This window comes from Bradyrhizobium sp. USDA 4541 (genome assembly GCF_024171085.1).
Classification (GTDB): Bacteria; Pseudomonadota; Alphaproteobacteria; order Rhizobiales; family Xanthobacteraceae; genus Bradyrhizobium; species Bradyrhizobium australafricanum.
Map to the genome: position 1 here is coordinate 7,089,857 of NZ_JALJZF010000001.1, position 24,126 is coordinate 7,113,982.

The following is a 24,126-nucleotide window of genomic DNA, read 5'->3' on the forward strand; positions in this document are numbered from 1 at the left end:
TGCGAAGATGCCTTGCGGAATCTCCTTCGTCTATGATGCAGCCTTGAACTTCGGCGCGGCCGCTCGCGGCTTGCCCATCCTGCCCAATGCCTCGGTCGTCACCAGCTTCAAGCCCTCGGCCGCGTCGTAGCCATGGATCTCCTTCACATCCAGCCTGCGCATGAAATCGATGGTCTCCTGCGTGATGACCTGGCCAGGGACCATGATCGGGAAGCCCGGCGGATAGGGAATCACGAAGTTGGCGGAGACGAGAGCGGGCCCGTTCTTCAGACGCCTGTCGATCTCGGGATCGTGCAGGCGAATATATTCGCATCCTGCCGCGTCATAGGCCGAATAGAATCCGCCGCGGATGTCGCCTTCATTCGTCTTCGCGCCGGCATCGCCGCGATAGGCGTCGTGGAAATGCGAGAAGTTCGGCAAGTCGGGGACATCCTTCATCAGGCTGTTGACCCGCATGTCGAAGTCGACCCTGGCGTTCGCGCCGCCCTTGGTCAGGCCGCGATCGATTTCACCGGAGATTTCGGCCAGCACCCGGACGAGATGCGCGACGTCGCTCCGCGTATTGTTGATGTTGGACTGGATCAGGACCGAGTTGCGCGAGGTCTTGTTGACCTGGATGTTGTAGCGGCTGGCGAGCAGCCCCTTGAACGACGTTCCGTCGTACCCGGCGGTGCCGCAGACCAGCGTCATGCGGGTCGGATCGAGGCAGAACTCGTCGTCGTTCAGGCTCTTCAGGGCGCTAGCCCAGTTGGTCCCGGCCGCCAGATAGTCGGTGAATCCGCTCTCGCGGTATTGCTTCGGCACCATGGCATCCGCGCCGAGGACGCGGAAATATCTCGAAATCAACGGATTGGTGTTGACCGCGTTGCGGATGGCGAACGCGATCTCCATGGCATTGGCCACCAGTCCATAGCCCTCGAGTTCCATCTGCCGGCGCGAGACGTCGAGGCTGGCGATCAGCTGCTGGTTCGGGCTGGTTGAGGCGTGCGTGAATACGGCCTCCTTGAACTGCGCTTCGACGGTGTGGAATTCGATGTCCTTGACCGCCAGCATCGAGCCCTGGCGGATCGCCGACATCGACTTGTGCGTCGAGTTGGTCTGGTAGACGCGCAGCCGGATCTGGCGCGGATCGGGGATCAGCCTGGTCTTGAGCAGAACCTCGTCGGACGGATTCTTGCCGAGCTCGGCCTGCTGTTTCTCATAGGCGGCGACCGACCTGGGATCGCGCATCCAGGCTTCGATCTCATTCGCCGCGCCCATCGCGGTTCGCCGCCTCAGGAACGGTGAAAACCGCGCGAAGCCGAACCAGGCCTCGTCCCAGAGGAAGATCAGGTCAGGCTTGATCGCGAGGCATTCCTCCATCACCCGCCGCGTGTTGTAGATGTGGCCGTCGAAGGTGCAATTGGTCAGGTCGATCAGCTTGACCCGGTCGAGCCGGCCATCCGCCTTCGCGTTCAGAAGCGCCTGCTTGATCGTCTGCAACGGCACCGCGCCATACATCGAGTATTCCGTCATCGGGAATGCCTCGACGTAGAGCGGCTGCGCGCCGGCCAGCACCATGCCGTAGTGGTGCGACTTGTGGCAATTGCGGTCGACGATTGCGATGTCGCCGGGACCCAGCAGCGCCTGCACCGCCATCTTGTTGGATGTCGAGGTGCCGTTGGTCACGAAGTACACGCGGTCGGCGCCGAGCGCGCGCGCGGCCTTCTCCTGTGCCTTCTTGATGTTGCCGGTCGGCTCCAGCATGCTGTCGAGGCCGCCGGTGGTCGCGCTGCTCTCGGCAAGGAACAGGTTTAGCCCGTAGAATTCGCCCATGTCGCGGATCCAGTCCGACTTGAACACGGACTTGCCGCGCGCGATCGGCAGCGCGTGGAAGGTGCCGATCGGCCGCTGCGCATATTTCTTCAAATTGTCGAAGAACGGCGTGTCGAAGCGATCCTGCACGCCCTCCAGAATTGAAAGGTGCAATTCGAGGATATCCTCGACCGAGTAGAACACGCGGCGCACCACATCGGCTTCGGGATTGCCGGCCAACTCCTCGACGTCGCGGTTGGACATCAGGTAGAGGTCAAGCTCGGGACGCACCCGCTTCAGGATATGGGCCAACCGGAGCGCGGACGCATCGGACTCCTCGCTGAGCCCCATGGCGCCGGTCATGGCACGAAGCACCGGCGCATCGTGGCGCGAGCGCAGCCCGAAGCCTTCATTGATCACCACCGCCGCAATATTGGGGTTCAGCATGGCCGCACAGAAGGCGTCCTCGAGGTTGCCCACGACCACGGGCTCATAGATGAAGGCGTCGACCGGACGCCGCAGCTTGCGCCATTCCGCCAGGAGCCCGGGCCAGTTGCTGGCCGGCACCCCGGTCACGATCAGGGTCTCGAAGTAAGGACGGCGCACCGCCGATTGCCCCAGAGTTGGCGGAAGCAGATCGGGAACGTCGCCATTGCCCTCGTCCTGCGTGCTCCAGTCACCTGCATGCTGGCGGAAGGATTTTGTCTGAAGCGCCTGCGCAATCCGCGTCGCAAGCATATGCGAGGTGGCGGCGTCGCCCGCCGCCGCAGCTTCCTTCAGCGCCGCCATCAAACGAAGGCCCGGATAGCCGTGAAACTCCTCCGTCACCGCAAGCGCGGACAGCGCCGCGTCGTACGCCGCACGGTTGCCGCCCCTGCTCCACACCTTCGCGGCCTCGACCAGATCGCGCCAATTGTCGGCTCGTCCGCCGGGCCCAGAGAAGAACTGATCGATGCGCTGCTGTGCCGGCTTCGCGTCGTTGGCCATGAGTGTCTCCCGATCTCGTGATCTCAGCGCTGGTTCTGTCCAATCGTACAAACCGGGCCCGTTGCGCCCTTTGATCCAAGTCAAGCTGCAAGCTGGATTGAGACAGCTCCCCAAGCGCGCATGGTCGCGACGTCTTGCGACGCAACAAGGCTGGAATGTCGCGGCAGTCCGTGCGGCCGCGCACGCTAGATGCTTGCCTGCGGCTTCCTGTTGCTCAATACGCTGTCGAGCGTACGCATCCAGTCGCCGCTGTCGGTCTTGTCGGCAAGACCATCCGCCCGAAGCAGATCCCGCAACTGCGCGTGCGCGCCCACGATGCAGAATGTGATCTGGCGCGATGCGAGCTCCTGGTGAAGGTCGTGCAGCATGCGCGAGCCCGCAAGGTCGATGAACGGCGAGGCCGACAGGTCACAGGCCACCAGCTTGACGTCGGGCGACATCCGAAGCGCCGCCAGCACCGTTTCGAAGATCGTCTCGGCATTGACATAAAGCAGCGAGGTTTCCGGGCGGAACGCGATGATCCCGGTCAAGGGCTCGACATCATCGTGTCGCGCCCGGTCGGAATAGCGCCCGCTGCCGGCTTGACGGCCCAGAAACGCGATATTGGGTTGCGACGCCCGCAACAGCAGCAGGAAGATCGAAGCGACGGCCGCCAGCAGCACGCCCTGCAATATCCCGAGGAACAGGACGGACACCAGCGCGATGATGGCGGCATAGAAATCGATCCGGCTGATCCGCCACATTCTGGCGAGCGCCGCAATATCGACCAGTTTGTAGACCGCTGAGAAAACGATCGCAGCGAGCACGGTCTTCGGCAGATTGGTCAGGAGGCCCGTGAAGAACAGCAGGCAGAGCGCGAGGGTTGCCGAACAGAACACCAGCGCCAGCGGCGTGCGTGCGCCGGCAGCGTCATTCACGGCCGACTGCGACAACCCGCCGGCGACGGGATAACCATGCCCGAAGGCCGCGGCGAGATTGGCCGCGCCGAGTCCCAGAAACTCCTGTCTGACATCCAGCGGGTAGCCATGCTTTGCCGCAAAGCTGCGCGCGGCAGACACCCCTTCCACATAGGCCAGCACGAGGCATCCGGCAGCGATCGGAAAGAGATCGTCAAATTCGAGCAGACCAAATGTCGGTAACGACATCGTCGGCAACCCGGTCGGGATCGGACCGGTCACCGGCAGTCCCAATTCTGCGAGCCCGAATGCAGTGGCCGCGAGGATGGACAGCGCGACCACTGCCAGCCCAATGGGTTTTCCGGGCAGTCTCTTCTCGCCGAGCAGGAGCAGCACCGTCGCAGTCAGGCCGACGCCGAGCACCAGCGGCCTGGTATCACCGAGCTGGCCGGCAAGCTTGATCACGCGGTCGAAGAAGTTGTGGCCGCCTCCAGCGACGCCGAACAGGCTGGGCAGCTGGCTCATGATGATGGTGAGCCCCGCTCCGGCCTTGAAGCCCACCAGAATACTGTCGCTGATCAGCCGCACCAGCAGGCTGAGCTTGAACAGCCAGGCAATCAGGCAGAGCACAGCAACGCTGAAAGCCACGAGGCTGGCAATCTGCCCGTAACGGGTGGCGTCGCCGCCGGCCAATATGCCGACAGCGCCGGCGATCATCAGCGAGATCGCCGACGTGGGTCCGACCGCGAGCTGCCGGGACGAGCCCAGCAGGGCGTAGCCCACGCCGCCGAGCAGATAGCCATAGACGCCGATCTGCGGCGGCAGACCCGCGAGCCCCGCATAGGCCAGCGACACCGGGATCGCGTAGGCTGCCAGCGTGACCCCGGCGATTGCGTCCGCCCCGAGCCCGGATGCCCGGTAGTCGGCGAGCCAGTTCGCCGGCGGAAACCAGCGCATCCAACTCGTCTCTGCCTGGATCGACATCAAGCCCGCCGTATGACGAACAATGGTCGCATGTGGTTGCGCCGGCGGGCCCGATGCGCGTTGATTCAGATCAAGCCTCGAAGTGCTCAAATGTGCTTCTGATCTTGCGCGGCTCGATCGTCGTGACCTGCAGATTTGCCAGATGACTGCCGGAGCGCATGGCATGCGTCAGCACCGCTTACGGACCCTCGCAACCGCAGCGCTGCTGTTGCTTGGCCTGATCGCTCCGGCGCGCGCGGAGGACCAAGACACGTCCCAGCGCATCCAGGAAGAGATCTGGGCGCTGCCTACCCCGCTGCCGATGTTCGCTTATCTGGTCCGTCCGCTCGGCGATGGCCCTTTCCCACTGGTCATCATGAACCACGGCGTGTCACTGAATGCCAGGGATCGCAGCTTCTTCCCGCTGGTCGAATTTCGCGATGCCGCAATGTGGTTCGCACGGCGCGGCTATCTCGTGGTGGCACCGGTCGGGACCGGCTATGGCGCGGCGGCCATCGATATTCCCGAACGCGGTCTTTATGGCCCGTTCTTCTCCAAGATCGGCAAATGCACCAATCCGAATTTCCTCGATGCGGGCCTGGCCGTCGCGCAGGTCGATCTCTGGATCATTGATTACATGGCCGCCGAAAAGCGCACCTTGCCGAAGGACGTCATCGTCGTCGGACAGTCGGCCGGCGGCTGGGCTGCGATCGCGCTTTCGAGCCTCAACCCGCCGCAAGTCAAGGCCATCATCACCTTCGCGGCAGGCCGCGGCGGCCGTGTCGACGGCAAACCCAACAACAATTGCGGCCCCGACAGACTGGTCGAGGCCACCGGCATGTTCGGCCATACGTCGCGGGTGCCGATGCTGTGGTTCTATATCGAGAACGACACATTCTTCGGCCCGGCCCTGTCGAAGCGAATGCACGAAGCCTTCACGCGCGCCGGCGGTCGTGCCGAGTACCATCTTTTGCCGCCGTTCGGTGACGAAGGGCATTTCCTGATCGGCTCTCCCGATTCCATTCCCACGTGGTCGCCTTTGGTCGAACGATTTCTCGACAAGGTTCGCTAGGCGGCCGTTCCCGCTGGAGGAACATCCATGGTCCGATATGGTGCCTTGGCCAAGTTGATGCTGTTTGCGGCCTGCATCAGTGCTGCCCACGCTCAACAGACGCCCTCACCACCGGCTGCAACGAAGGACGGTGGCGAGGTGGCCCCGCGGGGGGCACGTCAGCCGGTGCGGGACATCAAGTATGGCGAGTGGCGAAAGGTCTGCTTCAACGCCGCCGGCGCCAAGACACTATGCCGGACGACGATCACCGGCACCTTCCCCACCGGGCAGACGGCCGTTCGCCTCGATCTGATCGAGCGAGAGGACGGCAGCAGCCGCGTCCAGCTATTCCTGCCGGTCGGGATGTATCTGCAAGCCGGCGTCAAGCTATCGGTCGACCAGCAGGCGGTTCATCGGTTGCCCTACACCTGGTGCGCGACCAACATGTGCATCGCGGCCGATGTCGCCGATCCCAAGCTTCTCGAGGACATGGATGGCGGAAAGACGCTCTCGATCGAGGTCGTCGACACCAGCATTTTGACGATGACGACATTGGTGCCGCTCGACCGCTTTGCAAGCGTGCGCAAGGGCGCGCCCGCGCTGACGCTCGATCAAGTGATCGATGAATGATTGAGACCGGCAGCCGCTAGACCACGCCGGCCAACAGCCGTTCAATCGGCTGGATCAGCGAATTGGCGGTGAATGGCTTGGTCAGATAGGCAACGCATCCCGATGCCGTTGCCGCCATGCGCGTCGCCGGATTGTCATTCCCGGTGATGTAGATGACGGGGATCTCGATGCCCTGATCCGCCAGGCGGTGCCGCAGTTCGATCCCGGACCCATCGCTGAGATTGATGTCCAGTATCAGACAGACCGCGCTGTCAAAGCTGCCATGTCTCAGTAACGCACCGCCGGTCTCGAATAGCCTGGATGCAAATCCGCACGCCCGCAGCAGACGTCCGATTCCACGAAGCATGGAAGGATTATCATCCACAACGAAAACGAGTTTCGCGGTCGGCAAATCCTGAAGCCTCACCCTATCGCTGAATGACCTTCGCCCACGCATGGATAATGGACACGTCAAGCGGCTACCGGCGCGCAATATTCCCGCGGCCAATATCGGAGATACGCCGCGTCACAGAGCTTTCATATTGTACCATGGGACAGGAGGGGCAGAGCTGCCCGGCCGATCAAGCCTTGACCTCGCCACCGGACGCGCGCGTGCCGAGCTGCTCGGCGATCGAAACCAGTTCGGCAAGCGACTGCACCTGCATCTTCTCCATGACCTGGTGACGATGCGCCTTGATCGTGCGTTCGGTCGTGCCAAGCTCGTGGGCAATCTGCTTGTTGATCCGGCCGCACACAATCAGATCGAACACCTGCCGCTCGCGCGGGGTCAACTTCGCCAGCAGCGCGCGCAGCGAATCGAGCCTGGTTCGCCGGCCGCGGGCCAGTTCGTGCCGCGCAAGGGCGCGATTGATCGCCTCGATCAACTGTTCCGACGCGATCGGCTTGGTCAAAAAATCTTCGGCACCTGCCTTGATCGCCTGGACGGTGGTCGCCGTGTCGGCATGTCCGGTCAGGAATACGATCGGGAGCGTCGACCCCAGCTCGTTGAGACGACGCTGCAACTCCGGACCACTCATTCCGGGAATGCGAACGTCCAGCAGAATACAGCCGGTCCCTTCGTCGTCAGGCAATTGGTCGAGCAATTCCCGGGCCGACGCGTAGGTGACGACGCGATAGCCTGCGAGCTTGAGCCGACGCTCCAGCGCTGCGCGAAACGAGGCGTCGTCGTCGACTATGTGCACGTAAGCGTGCATTGCTGCTCCATCGCCGGGTGATCGCCGTTACCTGTAGAATGTCCATCAGCGGCGATCTGAAAATGCTGCGTTCGTCGTAAATCGAACCTTGCACTCCGGCAAACAAGACCCAAACGCGCTACGCGGCCAGCGGCAGCGAAAGGTGGAATACCGCCCCTCCTCCGGACTGATTCTCGGCCCAGAGCTTGCCGCTATGCGCCAGAACGATCGTCCGTGCGATGGACAGGCCGATGCCCATGCCCTGCTCCTTTGTGGTGAAAAACGGATCGAAGATATCGTTCAGCCTGTCCTGCGGAATTCCCGGCCCGGAATCGCTGATGGAAATCACCGCCGATGCGTCCCCATTGACCTCCGTACGACCGATGATGGTGCGCCCGTAGGGCATTTTGGCCATCGCGTCCATGCTATTGACCACGAGGTTGAGAATGACCTGCTGCAACTGCACCGGATCGCCCTTCACCCGCAGAGTCTGCGGTGAGGTCTGCAGATAGATTGCGACGTTGCGCGCCGAGGCCTGCAGCTTGAGGAAATCAAATGCTTCCCGCATGGTCTGGTTGAGGTCGATCTCCTTCTTCTCAAATGGCGCACGCTTGAGCAGGCTGCGCATCCTGCGGATCACCTCGCTTGCACGCAGGTCATCGCGCTTGATGTCCGAAATGATTTCCCGCACCTCCTGAAGGTCGGGCGTCGGCGAAGCGAGGATCAGCTCCGCGCTCTCGGCATTGGTCAGGATCGAGCCCAGCGGCTGGTTGAGCTCATGGGCGATCGAGGACGAGAGTTCTCCGGCAGTCGCCTGCCGATTGATATGGGCGAGCTCGGACAGGCGACTGCGGGCTTCGACCTCGGCACTGCGCCGCATGTGACGCTCGTGGAGCAGGAACGCAATCAGCGCGGTTTGAACCAGCAGCGCCACTGCCAGCGCAACGGCCCGCCAACGATATTTTTCCAGGAAGGATGGCTCACGGAAGCGAATTTCGCTACCTTTTGGCAGACTGGCTTCGCTGACGTCCCAATGCTGCATCTGCCGCCAGTTGAAGATCGGCTTCACCGCATCGATGACCGACGGTGGCAGGCCTTCGGGCGCCTCGCCATCCAGAATGCGCAGCGCCCTTCCCGCAGCCTCGGCACCGATCAGCGACGGAACTATGACGAATCCGCCGATGCCGCCCGCCCCGAGGAAGGTCTCCGCGGCGACGACAATCGGACGATTGGCTCTTGCCGCGACAAATGTGAGGGCATCCGACGGCGGATAATAGTTGCCTTTGCCGTCGCTATAGAGGCCCGTGTAGATGATCGCGCTATGATCGGGGAGCGCCGCGACCCGCTCAACGATCTCGGGCATCGGACGTCCGATGATCTCGATGATGTCGAGGCCCGGAATGCCGGCCGCTGCCTGGTCTTTCCAATTGCGAAACAGAACTTGCCGGTCCCAGTCCGCGCCAACCAGCACGACGGTCTTGAGGCCCGGCAACACGGCGCGGGCAGCCGTGACGGCATCCTTGAGTTTCAAGTTCACGATGCCGCCGGTAACATGGGCCGGCGGCTGCAATCGCTTGAAATCAGCCTCTTCGACCAGCGAAAACACGATCGGCGTGTCGGGCCAGAGCTGAGGGCGCCAGCGGAGCGCAAGCTCAAGCGCAGCCGCGCCAATGGTGACCACCACGCCGATCGGCCGATCGCGATATTTCGCCTCGAGGAATCGCCGGAAATCCTCCTGATAGGCCTCGCCGCCGAAGCGATTGAGATCGAGGCTTTCGGTGTAGACGGTGGTCGGCGCGTGCCCGTGAGCGCTCACCGCATCCCTCAGGCCAACGAACACCTGGTAGTAGAAGGGGCCACGTCGATCGGATTGGTCCAGCACCAGCATGGAATGCGGGCGCATCTGTTGCGCCTGGAGGCCGACCGGCGCCAATAACGCAGCCAGGAAGATGACCAGGCCAGAGAGCCGAATTGCCTTGCCCATAGCGTTCGGAGCCGGAGACCAACGAGTTAGAAAGCTAGCACCCGGTTATCATCGTGAAAATTGAAAAGTGATCTAAGACGGTGCGCATCAATTTACGAACAAATTGTCGCATTTCGCGCACCCTGTCCTTTAGGACAATGACCTCAAGACCAATAGAGACCGGCCGGACTCCGTCGTAGTCATTGCGCGCGGGACAAGCATTTCGAGCCGCCGCGGACGCTGCACCAGTCGTTACCCGAGAGAGTTAGTCCATGTTCGCTCGCGTCAATGTCAGACCGGCCAATGTGCCGAGCATCCTCGGTGGGTTGACCGTCCGGCACGCCAACTGCATCACCAGCGAATTCCACTACAGGAAAGGCACCGAGATCTACGGGGAGAAGGAGCCGGCAGAGTACGTCTACCAGGTCGTTTCGGGGGCGGTCCGCAGCTACAAGCTGCTTTCCGACGGACGCCGCCAGATCGGTGCCTTTCACCTCGTCGGGGATATTTTCGGCCTCGAGAATGCCGAAACCCATCGCTTTACCGCGGAAGCCATCGTCGACACGAACGTGCACCTGATCAGGCGGATCAGCCTCGAACGCGTGGCCGACTCCGATTTCGCCCTGGCTCGCAACCTGCTGGTCATGACGACCAGCAACCTGCGGCATGCCGAGGAGCACATGCTGCTACTCGGCCGCAAGACCGCATTGGAGCGGGTTGCGGCTTTTCTGCTCGAAATGGATCGCCGGCTGACCGGAGTCGGCGTCGTCGCCTTGCCGATGTGCCGGCGTGATATTGCCGACTATCTCGGACTGACGCTCGAAACCGTGTCACGTGCGCTATCCAAGCTGCACGCCTATGGCGCGCTCAACTTCCTTGGCTCGAACCAGCGCGAGATCATGCTGGTCGACCGCGACCAGCTGTCCAGGCTGGACAACTAGCCGACGTCAGGGAGATTTCGTCAGCGCCGCCTGGCGCTCGATGGTCTTTTGCAACACCTCGAACAAGACCGCGGTCGACCACCCGAACATGAGAATGCCGTTCATGGCCGCCATCGGTCCGATCAACAGCCACTGCTTGACCGGGATGACGTCGCCATAGCCGAGCGTGGTGTAGTTCACAAAGGCGAAATACAGCAGATTGCTGCCGGCGGGCGCGGCGCCGAGCACCCAATAGGCCAGGCTCCACACCACGATCTCGAGCGTGTGAGCCAGCATCAGCGCAAGCGCGGTTGCGACCATCACGCCGCTGAGCTGTAGCCCCGCCCGGCCGGCCGCGCTCAAGGCAACGTTGCGAAGCAACCCGATCGCCGCGACGGTCCACAGCGAATGGATCGCGATATTGATCGCGCTCACCGCCGATCCCACGAGGAGCTGAAACAGCATTATCGCTCTCCCGCCAGCCGGGCGCGGTCGTCCCGGATCCATGCCGTGAGCAATTCCCAGGCGACCGCGAGAATGATTGGACCGATGAACAGGCCCACGATGCCGTGGGCAAGCGTGCCGCCGATCACGCCGACAAAGATGACGAGCGCCGGCGTGGTCAGGCCCCGCCCCATCACCAGCGGCTTCAGCACATTGTCGAGGACGCCGACGACCAGGAAGAAGAACGTGAGGGCGAGTGCGGTCGTGAAATCCTTGGCCGACCATAGCCAGATGATGACCGGAAACAGCACAATTGCCGCCCCGATCTGCACGATCGCGAGCAGCATCACGACAAACGCCAGCAGCCCCGCGCTCGGGATCCCCGCCAGCTTGAAGCCAATGCCGGCCAGCAGCGATTGCAGGACGGCGACGCCGATGACGCCGCGGGAAACCGCCCGGATGGTCGCACCTGCAAGGTCGAGGAAGTGCTCGCTCTGCTCCGGCACGATGCGGGACAGGAAGCTCCGGCACGCCGCCGCAAGCTGCAAGCCATAGGGAAACAGAAACCCTGCCACGACGACCGCCAGCAGAAACTTCAGCATCCCGATCCCGGCATCGCTGGCAAATGCAAACAGGGTCCCGGCCAACGGCTTCAGTTGCGGCACGACCTCGCGCAGCACGGCACGCAGATTGGTCGACGCCCGATCCCAGATCTCATGGAGTGGGCCGCCGATCAGCGGCCAATCCTTGATCTCGGGCGGCGGCGACGGCACGACAACGTGGCCGGCGCCGAGTTGTTCGGCGAGCTCCCTCACCCCCTCTACCGCTCCAATTCCGAGCCAGGTCGCCGGCCCGATGACGACTCCCAGAGAGATCAAGGTCAGCACGAGCGCCGCGACGCCGGTATGGCCGCCGAGCATTGCTGCGAGCCAGGTGAAGACGGGATAGAGCGCGACCGCGAGCACGACGCTCCAGGCCAGGATCGGCACGAACGGGCTGACCAGAACGAACGACCAGTAGATCAACAGTGCCAGCAATCCGAGGCGAATTGCGAGCTGGACGAACTCGTCTCCGGTCACGAGCTGGCGAAGGGTTTTCAAGAGCGTGCTTTCGAATCGAGCATCAGCAGCTACGCGGGAAGCGATGCCATCGCCTTGCTGCGCACGGCTTGATTCAGATCAAGCGTGACGCGTCCGGACTTTCACCGAGGAAGCGGCCCGGTTCGGGGGCAGGAATCGGGGGCCGCTCCGACTTCGCCGGGATGCATTCGCGCTCGGGATCACGAGCGCGATCGCGCCCCATCAGGCGGCGTCCTGCCTATCCGCGGCAATTGTCCCAGGCGCAGGATCAATCGTCCGCACCGCCCTCTTGCCACTTTGATTCAAATCAAGCTTCGGGCCGGCCGCGGCTGACAGGCTCGGCGTCCTCATGGATCGGAAAGCCGCTCTCGATTTGGCTGCCTTTCGGTCGCGACTGCCTGTGTCACCCCGATGTGGAGGACGTCATGAAGAACACCAAGACCCTGCCGGCCTTGATCCTGCTTGCGAGCATGGTCGGCATTGGCGCGAGCCAGGCGGCCCCGTTGCCGACCAACGTCGCGGCCATGAAGGGCATGGTCGAGAGCAACACCGCCCTTCAGGTGCGCTGGGGCGGCTGGGGCGGCTGGCGCGGCGGCGGCTGGGGCTATCGCGGTTGGCGCGGCACCGGCGGCTGGGGAGGCTATCGTGGATGGGGCTATCGAGGCTGGGGCGCTGCAGCCGCCGGTGCGATCGTTGGCGGAGCCATCGCAAGCTCGGCCTACTATGGCGGGTATCCCTACTATGGCGGTGGATACGGCTATGGCGGCGGCTATGGCTACGACTATTGCCCGCCGGGCGGAGGCTACGGCTATTACGCTCGGCCACGCTACTATGACGGATGGTAGTGCCGGCTTTACGTGACAGGCCGGCCTTCGGTGATGTCACCGAAGGCCGAGCAGCGAACGCCGATAGCCGCTCTCGCGCGCTTCATTCCTGCACACGAAGCCGCCATCGAAGCCCCTGGCATAGCGGCTTTGCCCTTTGAGGTAGTAGCGTCCGCGCCGAAAATCGAGCCAGACCACGCTATCGCCGGGGCAATGCCGCTGAGCCTGGGCTTCATAGCGGAAAGGCGTCAGCGGCAGCGCGGCCGTCTGTTGCGCGCAGCAAAACAGGAAGGTCGCGGCGCAGGTCCCGACGCCCAACTTGGCCGCCAGACGGTCTCGACGTCCGCTCGATTTTTCAGCTAATTCGAAGTGCATTCATTGCCGCCGGGAATGATCCGTGTCGTGCTGAAGACGATATCTCATCTTGTCAGAGCTTCACGGGCGGAGCACCTCAGAACGACAATTCCAGCATCACGCGCGGCAAACAAGAGGCGCGCTCAGGACGATAGCAATCCAAAGGCGATCGCCGCGGTCGACAGCATCCCGGCCGTCACGACCACGACCTTGAAGGCAATATCGCCGTCGGCCTCTTCAAGCCAGCGACGCAGCCAATTGCGAGCGCCAGCCGGCTGGCTTGCGCCACGCACTCGCCGAAATCTGTCGCTGGTATACCCCATGGCTGCGATTGTAGATCGCGGTGGAATGGAGAGACCAGTGCAGCTTGTGCCAAGCAGTCAGGGTCACGTGCGACGGCTTGACTGACCCAATTGGGCTATACGAGCCGGTTCGGCGCCAAAGCCCGCTCAACCAGCGCCCTAGCTTCCCTTCGAGCCGGCGGCGTTCCGCATCGGACGTTGCTCCTCCGACGCGCTCTTCGAGGGCGCCGCGCCGCACATGGAGCCACTCCTTGATTCCGCGGTCGCCGTGCGATCAAACGGATTCCGCTCCATGACCTTCAGCGAAGCGAGTTCCTCCTTGTTCAAATAGGAGATCTTTCCCGGCGGAGTCATGACCATCCTGCCGATGGCCGACGGAGGAATACGGAGCTTGGCCGACAACCTCGCAAGCTTGATCGTGTCACGAATCGTTCGACTGTCCTCGTTGCCGTGTAAATTGGAAACCGAATGGACGCCGATCTTGGCATTTGGCGCCACATAACGCTTCCTGCTCGCCAGGAAAATGAAAGCGCATGCCGAGTCGCATTCTCCGGAAACGTAACTGGCGATTTGCCTCTGGTGCGCGAGCATGGCGATTCGGAAGCCTTCGTAGAGTGACCCACCTCGGGAATCGAGATCGAGGCCAACGACCCGACGCTCAGTCGCCAGATATCCGCGAAAGCGGACAAAGTCCCCATCCCTGATATCTCCACTGAGCTTCAAGACATCTCCAAAGCACCCCTGGACACGGGAAAACTCCATCGCGAGACAGTTCGTCGAGGTCAGCACGACCGCGATGCTCAAAACGCATCCTGCAATCCGCATCGACCCATGCGTGGCGCTCCGGCTGTTTGCGTCGCCATCGATAAATGTCGCGCGGAGGACCCTCAAAGCGTGCTTCCAGGCTGCCACGGCGCTCCCCATTGGACCCGGTACCTCACACGATAGACAGAGCATCGACGCGCATCGTGGGTTGATCTGAATCAAACCCAATTCAGCAAGCGCGCAGGCGGGAGCGCCATTTTGACGTCTAGAAGCGCACGCTCTGTGCCGAGAGCACACATCATCTACCGTGACCCTGGGATCAGCCAGTCCAATCCAGCATCGGGGTCACCGACAATCTCTACCTTAAGTCATTCATTTCATTTCTTTCTTTTTGCCCCCGATCCTTGAGGGGACCGGACCGCCTGAGGAATCCCATTAAAGCTCGACATGCGCGATCAATCCACGCTCCACGCGACCTGCTGGTCGCCAAGGCAACCTAACGCGGGATGCGGCGTCTCGATGGTGCAGCGTCCCGAAAGCCGCCGCTTGCGCCCCATGGCTTGAGCGATGGCCGCCCACACGCGCCGGACAACGCTGTCCGCGACGCGTCATCTTGTGTAAACTCCCACTGCATCCCGATCGATTTGGGAGAACGACAATGAAAGTCTTCTTGCTCGCCTGCGTGGCCGCCGTCGTCGTGTCGGCATTCGGGGCCCTGGCGCTAAACCGGGTGCAAGAACCGGTCGCACAGGCCTTTGCAACGACGGGCGTACGGCTGTAGCAAGTTCGCGTTCAACGGCTGCGCGCCCCCCTACTCCGCCGCGGTGACGGAGGGCTGGGGTCGAGCATCGCGCGCATTCTCCTCTTCCAGCCAGAGGCTGTGGTGCTCCCTGGCCCAATTGACATCGACGGTGCCGCTTCCCATCGCCTCGAACGCGCCTTCCATGCCGATCGTTCCAATATAGATGTGCGCCAACATCACTGCCGTGAAGAGCATCGCTACGATGGAGTGGACGATCTGCGCGAGCTGCATCCCTTCGATGCCTGACAGGTAGAAGGGGAACATCAGCGCATATCCCGTCGCTGCCACCAGACCTCCGCCGATGACCACGATCCAGTAGATCGCCTTCTGGCCGGCGTTGAAACGATAGGCCGGCGGATGATCGTGCCCGACGATGCCGCCGCCGCGCTTGATCCAGTCGACATCCGCCTTGTTCGGGATATTGCCGGCGATCCACATCAGGAAGATCAGCACGACGCCGATGGTGAACGGGAAGCTGAGATAGTTGTGAACATATTTCGCCCATTGCGACCATTCGGAAAACGCTTCGTGGCCGATCAACGGCAGCAGCAATGGACGTCCAAAAGTGACGTTCAACCCCGAGATCGCCAGAATGATGAAGCAAGTCGCCGTCATCCAGTGCACGAAGCGCTCGAATGCGGAAAAGCGCACGATGGTCCGGCCGGAACGACCGCTCTGCAGCCGCACCATCCCGCGGCTGAGATAGAAGATGACCAGCGCCGCGAGCATGCCAAGAATGGCGATGCCGCCGATCCAGCGCAGCGTCACGTTCCGGAACTCGCGCCATTCACGGCCGGCCGGCTGTTCGAGAACGCCCGAGCGCTGGTCGGGTATGCTGACGCGTCCCTGCACCCGGTTCAGTTCCTGCAGGAGCTGTTGCTCCTTGACCGCGCTTGCGGTCGGGTTGACCTGCTGGGCTACGGACGGGGAAGCCGCGGAGACGAGCAGCAGGAGTCCAGCCACGCCAATGACGAGCCGAACACATCGTGCAAAACACGCCATAAGGTCCTCCCGATATCGACGCGACCCGCGCCAGGTCGTCGTCAGGACTCGATCGTCTCGCGATAGGCGGTCTTCCAGCCCCATGCGCCTGAGCCGTAGCCGCGCTTCAGCACGCGCTCTTTATAGATCTGGGCAATGATCTCGCCGTCGCCGGCGAGCAGCGACTTGGTCGAGCACATCTCCGCGCACAGCGGCAGCTTGCCTTCGGCAAGCCGGTTCGCGCCGTATTTCTCGTACTCTTCCTTGCTGCCATCGGCCTCGGGACCGCCGGCACAATAGGTGCATTTGTCCATTTTTCCGCGCGAGCCGAAATTGCCGACCTTCGGATATTGCGGCGCGCCGAACGGACAGGCGTAGAAGCAGTAGCCGCAGCCGATGCAGAGATCCTTGGAGTGCAGAACCACGCCGTCGGCGGTGGTATAGAAACAATTCACCGGGCACACCGCCGCACAGGGCGCGTCCGTACAGTGCATGCAGGCCATCGAGACCGAGCGTTCGCCCGGCTTGCCGTCGGCGATGGTGACGACCCGGCGGCGGTTGATGCCCCAAGGCACCTCGTGCTCGTTCTTGCAGGCCGTAACGCAGGCGTTGCACTCGATGCAACGGTCGGCGTCGCAGAGAAACTTCATACGTGCCATCGTCGTTGCTCCCTTATGCCGCCGCGATCTGGCAGAGAGTGACCTTGGGCTCCTGCATGCCCGTCGCGGGATCGTATCCGTAGGTGGTGATCGTGTTCGCGCTTTCGCCGAGCACGATCGGATCGGTGCCCTTCGGGTAGTTGCCGCGAAGATCCTTGCCCGCAAGCCAGCCGCCGAAATGGAAGGGCATCCAGGCGACGCCCTTGCCGACCCGCTCGGTGACGAGCGCCTTCATCCTTGCCCTGGAATTGTTCTCGGCGCCGGTGACCCAGACCCAGCCGCCGTCCTTGACACCGCGATCGGCGGCATCAACAGGGTTGATCTCGATGAACATGTCCTGCTGCAACTCGGCGAGCCACGGGTTTGTGCGCGTCTCCTCGCCGCCGCCCTCATATTCGACCAGACGGCCGGACGAGAGGATGAGCGGAAACTGCTTTGCAATGCCCTTCTCCACCGCGGCCTTCTGCACCGAGAATCCGATATTGGGCATCCGGAACTGCTTGGCGTCGGGCAGCGTCGGGTATTTGGCGACGAGATCGACGCGTGGCGTATAGATCGGCTCGCGGTGAACCGGGATCGGATCCGGCAAGCCGAAGGCATTCATGCGCGCCTTGCCGTTGCCGTAGGGTACGCAGCCGTGCGCCAGCGCGACGCGCTGAATGCCGCCCGACAGATCGAGCGACCACGACACCGTGTCCGGATTGGCCGGATTGATCTTGTTGATCACGGCCATTTCCGCTTCGGTGAGCTCGCTGTCCCAGCCGAGCTTCTTCAGGCTCGCCAGCGTGAATTCCGGATAGCCATCCTGGATTCCCGACCCCAACGAATACGAGCCGTCCGCGAGCAGGCTTACCTTCCGCGTCGTGCCGTCCGGCAGCTTCTCCTCACGCTCGACGCCGAACCGCGGCCGGAACGTGCCGCCGCCGTCCATCACGTGCAGATTGGTGTTGTAGAGCAGTGGCGTGCCGGGGTGCCTGACCTCGGGTGATCCCCAGCACGGCCAAGGCAGGCCGTAATAGTCGCCGCCAACCTCGGGATCATCCTTTGGCGCCCGCATCGTCAGCATGTCGAACTTCGCCTGGTTCTTCATGTGCGCCTTGAGGCGCTCGGGCGATTGTCCGCAATAGCCGGTCGACCAGCTACCGCGGTTCATCTCGCGCAGCACGTCCTCGGCCTCGGGCAGGTTGTTCTCGACCTTGATCTTCTTGAACATCTGATCGGCGAAGCCGAGCTTCTTCGCCATCAGATAGATGATTTCGAGATCGTCCTTCGACTCGAAGATCGGATTCACGATCTGCTCGCCCCATTGCAGCGAGCGGTTGGAAGCGACGCGCGACCCCTTGCACTCGAACTGGGTGGCGACCGGGAGAATGTAGACGCCTTCGGTGCGTCCCGCCTCGACCGCGAGCGAGGCCCAGGTCGTCGGATGCGGATCGGCGATGACGAGCAGCTCGAGCGCCTTCAGGCCGTTGAGGGATTCAGGGATACGGGTGATGCTGTTGGAGGCGTGTCCCTGCACGAACACCGCCTTCACGTTGTCCTTCTGCGCAACCTGCTCCTTCGGCAACGTCACCGCCTCGAACCAGCGGGTCAGCGGAATGCCGGGGGTTTCCATGATCTGCTTGGAATCGAACCGCGTTTTCAGGAAGTCATAGTCGACCTCCCAGACCCGCGACCAGTGCTTCCAGGCGCCTTCGGCAAGGCCGTAGTAGAACGGCAGCGTGACGATATCGAGCCCGACATCGGTCGCGCCCTGCACGTTGTCGTGGCCTCGGAAGATGTTGGCGCCGGCGCCGGCCTTGCCGACATTGCCGGTCATCAGCAGCGCGATGCAGCTCGCCCGCACATTGGCGGTGCCGACGGTCTTCTGCGTCTGGCCCATGGCCCAGATCAACGTTGCCGGCTTCTCGGTGGCGAACATCTTGGCGACGCGCTTGAGCTGCTCGCCGGGAATGCCGGTGACGCGCTCGACTTCCTCAGGAGGCCATTTCTCGACCTCCTTCTTGAGGTCGTCGAAACCGTAGACGCGCTGCCGGATGAACTCCTTGTCCTCCCAGCCGTTCTGCAGGATGTGCCACATCATGCCGTAGAGCACCGGAATGTCGGTACCCGGCCGCATCCGCACATATTCGGTCGCGTGCGCGGCGGTGCGCGTCAGCCGCGGGTCGATGACGATGAAGTTGGCCCTTTGCAGCTCCTTGCCCTCGAGCAGATGCTGCAGCGAGACGGGATGCGCCTCGGCCGGATTGCCGCCCAGGATGACCTGCGTCTTCGCATTGCGGATGTCATTGTAGCTGTTGGTCATCGCGCCGTAGCCCCAGGTGTTGGCGACGCCGGTGACGGTGGTTGAATGGCAGATGCGGGCCTGGTGATCGGTATTGTTGGTGCCCCAGAACGCGCCGAGCTTGCGGAACAGGTAGGCGCCTTCGTTGGTCATCTTGGCTGAGCCGAGCCAATAGACGGAATCGGGACCCGACTTCTCACGAACAGCCTGAATCTTGTCGCCGATCTCATTGATCGCGGTGTCCCAGGAGACGCGGGTCCACTGCCCGCCCACCAGCTTCATCGGATAGCGCAGCCGCCGCTCGCTGTGCACGAGCTCACGCACGGAGGCGCCCTTGGCGCAATGCGAGCCGCGATTGATCGGAGAATCCCAGCTCGGCTCCTGGCCGATCCATACCCCGTTCAAGACCTCGGCCGTCACCGTGCACCCAACCGAGCAATGCGTGCAGATGCTCTTGCGCACGGTCGCTCCCGCCGTGAGCGGACCGGCCGCCGCGGCTTCCGCCTTGCGCACGCTGCCGAGCGGCAAGCTGCCGAATGCGGCAAGCGCGCCGCCGGCAAGACCGGATTTGCGCAGGAAGCTGCGGCGGTCGAGGCCACCGGCCTGATCTGCAAGGGAGCTGGCGGCGGAGCCTTGGCGCAGGGAACGCTGGTTTGTTCGCTTGATCAGCACGGTCAACCTCCCTTGGCCGGATAACGATTGACGCGGTAGAACGCCTTGACGTGATCGGTTTCCTTGTAGCGCGCCTTGCGCTTCTCATCGTTGGTTTCGCTGTCAGCCTGCGCAGCCCCGACCAGCGGCGTTGCGAGGGTCGCGCCCACCGTGCCGACGCCGACCTTGCGCAAGAAATCGCGGCGCCCGACTGTGGTTGTCCTGTCTTCACTCATCGCATCTCTCCTGGACCTGCGGATGCAGGTCAGTTCGCGAACGTGAATGCTTCTGTCTCGATCTCGACAAGGGCGCGACCAAGCGCACCGACCGCACGATAGAAGACGGCGCTCTCCGCGCGCTCGATGTCGACGAACAGCCGCCCCATCCAGGGCGCGACGTGTTTGCCGAAGAAGGCACGCTGCGTGTCGAACGGCGCCGGGAAACGCCCTCCCGCGAAGCCTGCCATGATCTCGCACAGGATAGCCGCGTGATCTTCCGGCTCGGAATTGTTCGCTATGCGCTCGATCCCGGACGCAGCGAGGTCGGCGCGCAGCCTCGACAGCGGCCGCTCGTTGAGAAAGCCGGTCAGATAGTAGGAGGCGTAGGGCAAGAGTTCGCCGCGGCCGAGACCTGTGAACAGATCGAAATATTCGCGTTCGACCGTCGCCGCGACTGCATTGGCGGCGGATTCGGCCAGCGCGGCATGCGCGCGCCCAAGCGGCGTGGCATCGGCGGTCAACGCAGCCAGTTGATCGAGCAGTTTCTTCGATGGTGCAGCGGACAACAGTGTCGCGAGCAGCAGATATTCCTGCGCACGCGCGACATCGACAGAATCGATCGGCTCTTCGGAGAAAAACGGCTCGCTGTACAGATCAGGCCGCAAATGATCGCGCGAGATGCCTGTGGCGGCTTCGACGGCGATCACCCGTTGCGCGGGCACCTTGTTCCAGTTCGAAACAGAGGGCTGGCTGATGCCGATTTTGCGCGCAAGCTCTGCAACGCCGCCGGCAGCGTCAATGGCTCGCTCAAGGCCAGCATCGCGCACGTGGACCTCCATCCAAGTCCCGGGTGCTGATTTTGCTTTTCTTACAAAGCGCTAGCGAAGCCTAGTCCCAGCCCAACGGGGGGTCAATCAGCTGCATAGTCTGAGGCTATGGCCTTTCGTCGCGGTCCCTAGCGAGGCAGCGCGCTGCCGTGCGTGCGGCGCTCAACCGGCACCTGTTCGCCGTCGGAGCTTTCGGTGAGCGTTCGTTGCGTTGCAGCAGGATCAGGTGCGGTTCCCGTGGTCGCGGCTTCTTCGGCGCCGATGCCCGGCAACTCGACCTCGCGCAATTCCTGCGAAGAATCCGCGACTTCAACCGAACGCTCGGGCGGTGCCTCGGCCGGCTTGCCGAGGCCGCCGACGATTCTGTCGATGAGTGCGGTGAGCTCAGCCTCGGAGCAATCCAGCGGGCCAAAGCCCGGCATCGCGGTCGGGTCGTTGAAGTCCCAGGCATTCTCGGCAAGCCCGACAAAGTCGCGAATGACGGGATCGGCGCTCCAGGCGCGACGAAGCGCCGCACGCGTCAGCTCCTGCGGGATTCCCTTGCGCAGGAACGCGGTGATGTCGGTCGTCGAGGTAATCGTGTCAATCGAAGGCAGGCTCGCAAGGTCGAACTCCGCGTCGTCGTCTTTGACGGCTGGCGGCGGCGACTGCATGTCGTCGCGCATTGCCGGATCCGGTGGCGTGGCGTTCGCCTTTGCCTCCTGCTTGCGGCGGGACCAGCGCGTCAGGAACTTGTCCTCACTCATTCGTGTCCGCCTTCATGCTGCCGGCGCGCGAGCGCCTCGGGATCGGCCCGCCGTCGCTTGCGCTTGAAGAACTCACGTTCGACGTGGTGCTCGGCCACGAAGCTTTCAATCTGCTCACGCAGCATCTCCGGCATGGGGACGGCCTCGACCAGATTCGCACCGGCCTCCGTGAACGCCTCGCCCTCCGAAGGATCGGCGGTCGCGGCAGCCACCGAGTAGGGCCAGGCGCCTTCCGCCGGCGACAAGACGGCCCAGATGGCCGGACTGCCCGAGGCGAGATTGTCGCGATAGCGCGCCGTCTCGGAACCATAGAGATCGACCGTGGCGCTGCCGGCATAAAACAGCGTCGTCCCGTTCTCGTCGCGAAGCACCGTCCAGGGTTTGGTGTCCGGCTCGTCGGGCAGAACGGCAACCGCGCGCCAGACGAAATCGGTCCACGGCGAGTCCGCCTGGTGCCGTTCCACCACGACGCCGACGGGAACACGCACAAGTGGCAGCGCGGCCCGACTCATGTCGCCATCTCCAGATGTTTGACCGGCAGCCCCGTCAGCAAGTTCTGCGGCTTCATCCGCAGCTTCTGATCGGCGTTCATCGACAGAATGAGATGGACCGGCTCGCCCCGCATCTCGTCTGCGGCCACGCTGGCGTCCGCAAACGTCAGGCGGAACAATGAGAGCACGCGTCCGGCGCTGCGGTCGTCGAGCTGCTCGCCATGCCAGAGACGGTCGCCGAGCCTGGTCGCATCGGCGTCGAGCCCGACATACCAGGTGAGACGTGCATCACGCAGTTCGCGCAGCGGCTCAATGCTGACGTCGATCCCGAGCAGATGGGAGATCCAGCCCGCCATCGCCTGCGCCAGCGCCGCCGGCCCGCGGCCGCCTGCGGTGAGGTCGAATGCCATGTCGAATTGATCGCTCCGGCGCCAGTAATCGCCGGCATTGTCCTCGCGCAAGACGTCGAGCTCGGCATCGGTCAACGCCCCCAGCATCGACATCAGCGAGAGCACCGGGGTCGGAGTCTGTCCCCCGACGACCTCTTCATCACCGAGCAGCAGGGCCTGCTCCTGCGGCAGGATGCGCTGCGGGCGGAAGAACAGCTCGGCTGCGCGCAGCACGAACGGATCATCGCAGCCATCGAGCGCATTGCGCAGGATCACGTGCACGAGCTGATTGACAAACAGCGGCGGCAAATCGCTCGTCCCGGACCGGACGGTTGCAAGATAGGCCTGCTCCAGCGTCGGATGCCGCAGGAGGAGATCGCGGAAGGCAAGCACGAGCCGCCAGTTCTCCCGAGCATCCGCATCGACGATCGCGTCAATCTCTTCCGCGCCGACCGGCCTGCGGGGAGCCGCGAGCAGCGCGCGGTGCAGCCGCCGCTCGACCGGGCATGCTTCGTCCGGCGGAACCAGCTCCGGACGAACAAAATAGGCCTTCAGGAACTCGTCGGTGACGCAAAGCCCCCCGCTCTCGTCGCGATCGAGCAGATGGTGGCCGCACGCGATCCAGAAATCATTCATCGGTGCCGCGACTCCCCACTCATATCGGCAAGCTTGAGATCACCGTCAGGCTCGACATCGTCTTCGACTTCCATGAACGAGAACGCCTTGCTGTGTCCCTGACCCTGGCGCAGTTGCAGCCTGCGGAACGACTCCCGGACTTCGCCGTCGCTCACCGAACGGTGAACGGCAATGAGCGAGCTGACCGGATGGTTGCAGAGCGACTGCGCGAAGGCGACCTCCTCTTCCGCCGCCACCCGCGCGGTCGCCAGATCCGGCGCACCGAAGCGATCGATCAATTGCCTCGCGAGGCGGTCGATCAGCGCGCTGCAATCGTTCTCGGTGGCAGGCACGATCTGCACCAGCGTCGACCAGCCCCAGGACTGCACCCCAAGGAAGCCACTGCGGAACGCGACGCGGGCCTTGCCGGTCAGCTTCGTCGGATCCTGATCGCAGAAGCGGAAGGCGCCGGAGACGGCCCATTCGCCCGGCTCGGCCGCCACATCGAATACGAAGGTGTCGGAGGGATCGAGCGCGATGCTGCGGAGCAGTTTCATAGCCGCGGCCCTCCGAGCTTCGGATCGAACCAGGACGGCGTTCCGAGTGCCTTGACGAGTACGCTGCGTTCAATCCTGTCGGCACCGACGCGGCGCGTGAGGAGATCGCCGCCGTCATCGATCCGCAGCACGGTTCGCCGCTCGCGGGGGATCCGGCTGAGATAGTCGCGCGCGAGGCTGCCAAAGCCGTCGGTCTGCCAGCTATCGATCGCCCGCATCAGGTGCCGCGCAAAGCTCTCGGTCACCTGCACGGCTCCCGCTTCGCCAAACCCCTCCTCATCCAGCGCGGACGCGAGCGGATGGACGCCCGGTCCCTGATCGGCCATTGCGACCGTCCGGATCATGGCGCCGAACACCAGCCAGGCAGGCGGCTCGTCCTCGCGCGCTGACGTCGGCCATCCCATCCGTCCGCCGCCGACCAGCCCACCGTCGATCGCGACGGTGTCGGGCCAGCCGATCGCGACCGTCTTGTGCGGCGGCGCATAGGCGCGCAGGGCGTCGGTGAGCGCGACCATGCCGGCATAGAAGGCGCGCCGCGCGGTGGCCAAGGGCTCGCCCGGCTCGAGCACCACAGCGAATTCGGCAAGATCGAACCGCCCGACATACACCAGCGTGCCGGCACCGCTTTTAGGTGCAATGCGGCAAGCGTGAGCAAAGGCGTCTCCGCTCTCACGCAACCGGACGAGCGTGAATGGCGGCGGCAGATGGATCGCTTCCGTCACGGAGACGCGGCTGGTCGGGGTCGACCGCAAGGGCCGTCCT

The 24,126-nt window shown here is 63.4% G+C and carries 24 protein-coding genes; 5 read left to right on the plus strand and 19 right to left on the minus strand.

Annotation, left to right across the window (positions count from 1 at the left end; genetic code table 11):
- Positions 1-30: 30 nt before the first annotated feature.
- The gene (locus J2R80_RS34410; protein ID WP_253640138.1) at positions 31-2,781 is read right to left on the minus strand and encodes a decarboxylase; all 2,751 of its coding nucleotides are present in this window, start codon (positions 2,779-2,781) and stop codon (positions 31-33) included.
- A 185-nt stretch (positions 2,782-2,966) separates the two neighbouring features.
- Entirely contained in the window at positions 2,967-4,661 is a 1,695-nt protein-coding gene (locus tag J2R80_RS34415) for a SulP family inorganic anion transporter (RefSeq protein ID WP_253640139.1), read from the minus strand.
- Positions 4,662-4,824: 163 nt separating this feature from the next.
- Between J2R80_RS34415 and J2R80_RS34420 the strand changes: the two genes are divergently transcribed.
- Positions 4,825-5,712 carry a S9 family peptidase gene (locus J2R80_RS34420; RefSeq protein WP_076826319.1) on the plus strand — a complete coding sequence of 296 codons (888 nt, stop codon included), beginning with the start codon at positions 4,825-4,827 and terminating at the stop codon, positions 5,710-5,712.
- A gap of 27 nt (positions 5,713-5,739) precedes the next feature.
- Positions 5,740-6,321 carry an invasion associated locus B family protein gene (locus J2R80_RS34425; protein ID WP_253640140.1) on the plus strand — a complete coding sequence of 194 codons (582 nt, stop codon included), beginning with the start codon at positions 5,740-5,742 and terminating at the stop codon, positions 6,319-6,321.
- A gap of 16 nt (positions 6,322-6,337) precedes the next feature.
- On the opposite strand, the gene J2R80_RS34430 is transcribed toward J2R80_RS34425, so the two are convergent.
- The 3 genes from J2R80_RS34430 to J2R80_RS34440 all read right to left on the minus strand — a co-directional run bounded on the left by J2R80_RS34430 (position 6,338) and on the right by J2R80_RS34440 (position 9,396).
- Positions 6,338-6,712 (minus strand): response regulator transcription factor, encoded by a 375-nt coding sequence (locus J2R80_RS34430; RefSeq protein ID WP_057017145.1) that lies wholly within the window; start codon positions 6,710-6,712, stop codon positions 6,338-6,340.
- Positions 6,713-6,881: 169 nt separating this feature from the next.
- Positions 6,882-7,514 (minus strand): response regulator transcription factor, encoded by a 633-nt coding sequence (locus tag J2R80_RS34435; protein WP_253640141.1) that lies wholly within the window; start codon positions 7,512-7,514, stop codon positions 6,882-6,884.
- Positions 7,515-7,632: 118 nt separating this feature from the next.
- Complete coding sequence (locus J2R80_RS34440) at positions 7,633-9,396, minus strand: ABC transporter substrate binding protein (protein WP_253640142.1); 1,764 nt, start codon at positions 9,394-9,396, stop codon at positions 7,633-7,635.
- 332 nt (positions 9,397-9,728) lie between these two features.
- Here J2R80_RS34440 and J2R80_RS34445 point away from each other — a divergent pair, with 332 nt between their 5' ends.
- The gene (locus tag J2R80_RS34445; RefSeq protein WP_057017143.1) at positions 9,729-10,397 is read left to right on the plus strand and encodes a helix-turn-helix domain-containing protein; all 669 of its coding nucleotides are present in this window, start codon (positions 9,729-9,731) and stop codon (positions 10,395-10,397) included.
- 6 nt (positions 10,398-10,403) lie between these two features.
- Here the strand turns inward: J2R80_RS34445 and J2R80_RS34450 are convergent, their stop codons facing one another.
- Together J2R80_RS34450 and J2R80_RS34455 are read right to left on the minus strand one after the other, a co-directional pair.
- The gene (locus J2R80_RS34450) at positions 10,404-10,841 is read right to left on the minus strand and encodes a potassium channel family protein (RefSeq protein ID WP_038374727.1); all 438 of its coding nucleotides are present in this window, start codon (positions 10,839-10,841) and stop codon (positions 10,404-10,406) included.
- A complete protein-coding gene (locus J2R80_RS34455; RefSeq protein WP_076826310.1) occupies positions 10,841-11,920 on the minus strand; it encodes an AI-2E family transporter in 1,080 nt (359 codons plus the stop codon). The genes J2R80_RS34450 and J2R80_RS34455 overlap by 1 nt, the downstream gene beginning before the upstream one ends.
- 404 nt (positions 11,921-12,324) lie before the next feature.
- On the opposite strand from J2R80_RS34455, the gene J2R80_RS34460 reads away from it, so the two are divergent.
- Positions 12,325-12,744, plus strand: coding sequence for a hypothetical protein (locus tag J2R80_RS34460; protein ID WP_057017141.1), 420 nt, complete (start codon positions 12,325-12,327; stop codon positions 12,742-12,744).
- Between the two features lie 36 nt (positions 12,745-12,780).
- On the opposite strand, the gene J2R80_RS34465 is transcribed toward J2R80_RS34460, so the two are convergent.
- Together J2R80_RS34465 and J2R80_RS34470 are read right to left on the minus strand one after the other, a co-directional pair.
- Positions 12,781-13,098 (minus strand): hypothetical protein, encoded by a 318-nt coding sequence (locus tag J2R80_RS34465; protein WP_253640143.1) that lies wholly within the window; start codon positions 13,096-13,098, stop codon positions 12,781-12,783.
- A 440-nt stretch (positions 13,099-13,538) separates the two neighbouring features.
- Positions 13,539-14,183, minus strand: coding sequence for an ATP-dependent Clp protease proteolytic subunit (locus tag J2R80_RS34470; RefSeq protein WP_141342514.1), 645 nt, complete (start codon positions 14,181-14,183; stop codon positions 13,539-13,541).
- A 619-nt stretch (positions 14,184-14,802) separates the two neighbouring features.
- Here J2R80_RS34470 and J2R80_RS43340 point away from each other — a divergent pair.
- Positions 14,803-14,925, plus strand: a complete 123-nt coding sequence (locus J2R80_RS43340; RefSeq protein WP_256520575.1) for a hypothetical protein — start codon at positions 14,803-14,805, stop codon at positions 14,923-14,925.
- Between the two features lie 30 nt (positions 14,926-14,955).
- On the opposite strand, the gene J2R80_RS34475 is transcribed toward J2R80_RS43340, so the two are convergent.
- The 10 genes from J2R80_RS34475 to J2R80_RS34520 form a co-directional block, all read right to left on the minus strand.
- A complete protein-coding gene (locus tag J2R80_RS34475; protein ID WP_057017138.1) occupies positions 14,956-15,948 on the minus strand; it encodes a formate dehydrogenase subunit gamma in 993 nt (330 codons plus the stop codon).
- Between the two features lie 41 nt (positions 15,949-15,989).
- Positions 15,990-16,586: a formate dehydrogenase FDH3 subunit beta gene (fdh3B, locus tag J2R80_RS34480; protein ID WP_011088224.1), complete on the minus strand. Its 597-nt coding sequence runs from the start codon at positions 16,584-16,586 to the stop codon at positions 15,990-15,992.
- 13 nt (positions 16,587-16,599) lie between these two features.
- A complete protein-coding gene (locus J2R80_RS34485) occupies positions 16,600-19,542 on the minus strand; it encodes a formate dehydrogenase subunit alpha (protein WP_253640144.1) in 2,943 nt (980 codons plus the stop codon).
- Positions 19,543-19,544: 2 nt separating this feature from the next.
- Entirely contained in the window at positions 19,545-19,757 is a 213-nt protein-coding gene (locus J2R80_RS34490; protein ID WP_076826306.1) for a twin-arginine translocation signal domain-containing protein, read from the minus strand.
- 29 nt (positions 19,758-19,786) lie between these two features.
- Positions 19,787-20,566, minus strand: coding sequence for a Cro/CI family transcriptional regulator (locus J2R80_RS34495; protein ID WP_143270780.1), 780 nt, complete (start codon positions 20,564-20,566; stop codon positions 19,787-19,789).
- 128 nt (positions 20,567-20,694) lie between these two features.
- Positions 20,695-21,312: a DUF3306 domain-containing protein gene (locus J2R80_RS34500; RefSeq protein WP_076826302.1), complete on the minus strand. Its 618-nt coding sequence runs from the start codon at positions 21,310-21,312 to the stop codon at positions 20,695-20,697.
- Entirely contained in the window at positions 21,309-21,824 is a 516-nt protein-coding gene (locus J2R80_RS34505; RefSeq protein WP_076826300.1) for a DUF3305 domain-containing protein, read from the minus strand. Before J2R80_RS34505 ends, J2R80_RS34500 begins: the two co-directional genes overlap by 4 nt.
- Positions 21,821-22,828 carry a DUF6352 family protein gene (locus J2R80_RS34510; protein ID WP_253640145.1) on the minus strand — a complete coding sequence of 336 codons (1,008 nt, stop codon included), beginning with the start codon at positions 22,826-22,828 and terminating at the stop codon, positions 21,821-21,823. The genes J2R80_RS34505 and J2R80_RS34510 overlap by 4 nt, the downstream gene beginning before the upstream one ends.
- Positions 22,825-23,364 carry a DUF6505 family protein gene (locus tag J2R80_RS34515; RefSeq protein WP_076826297.1) on the minus strand — a complete coding sequence of 180 codons (540 nt, stop codon included), beginning with the start codon at positions 23,362-23,364 and terminating at the stop codon, positions 22,825-22,827. Before J2R80_RS34515 ends, J2R80_RS34510 begins: the two co-directional genes overlap by 4 nt.
- The gene (locus tag J2R80_RS34520; RefSeq protein ID WP_229189510.1) at positions 23,361-24,116 is read right to left on the minus strand and encodes a biotin/lipoate--protein ligase family protein; all 756 of its coding nucleotides are present in this window, start codon (positions 24,114-24,116) and stop codon (positions 23,361-23,363) included. Before J2R80_RS34520 ends, J2R80_RS34515 begins: the two co-directional genes overlap by 4 nt.
- Positions 24,117-24,126 lie beyond the last annotated feature (10 nt).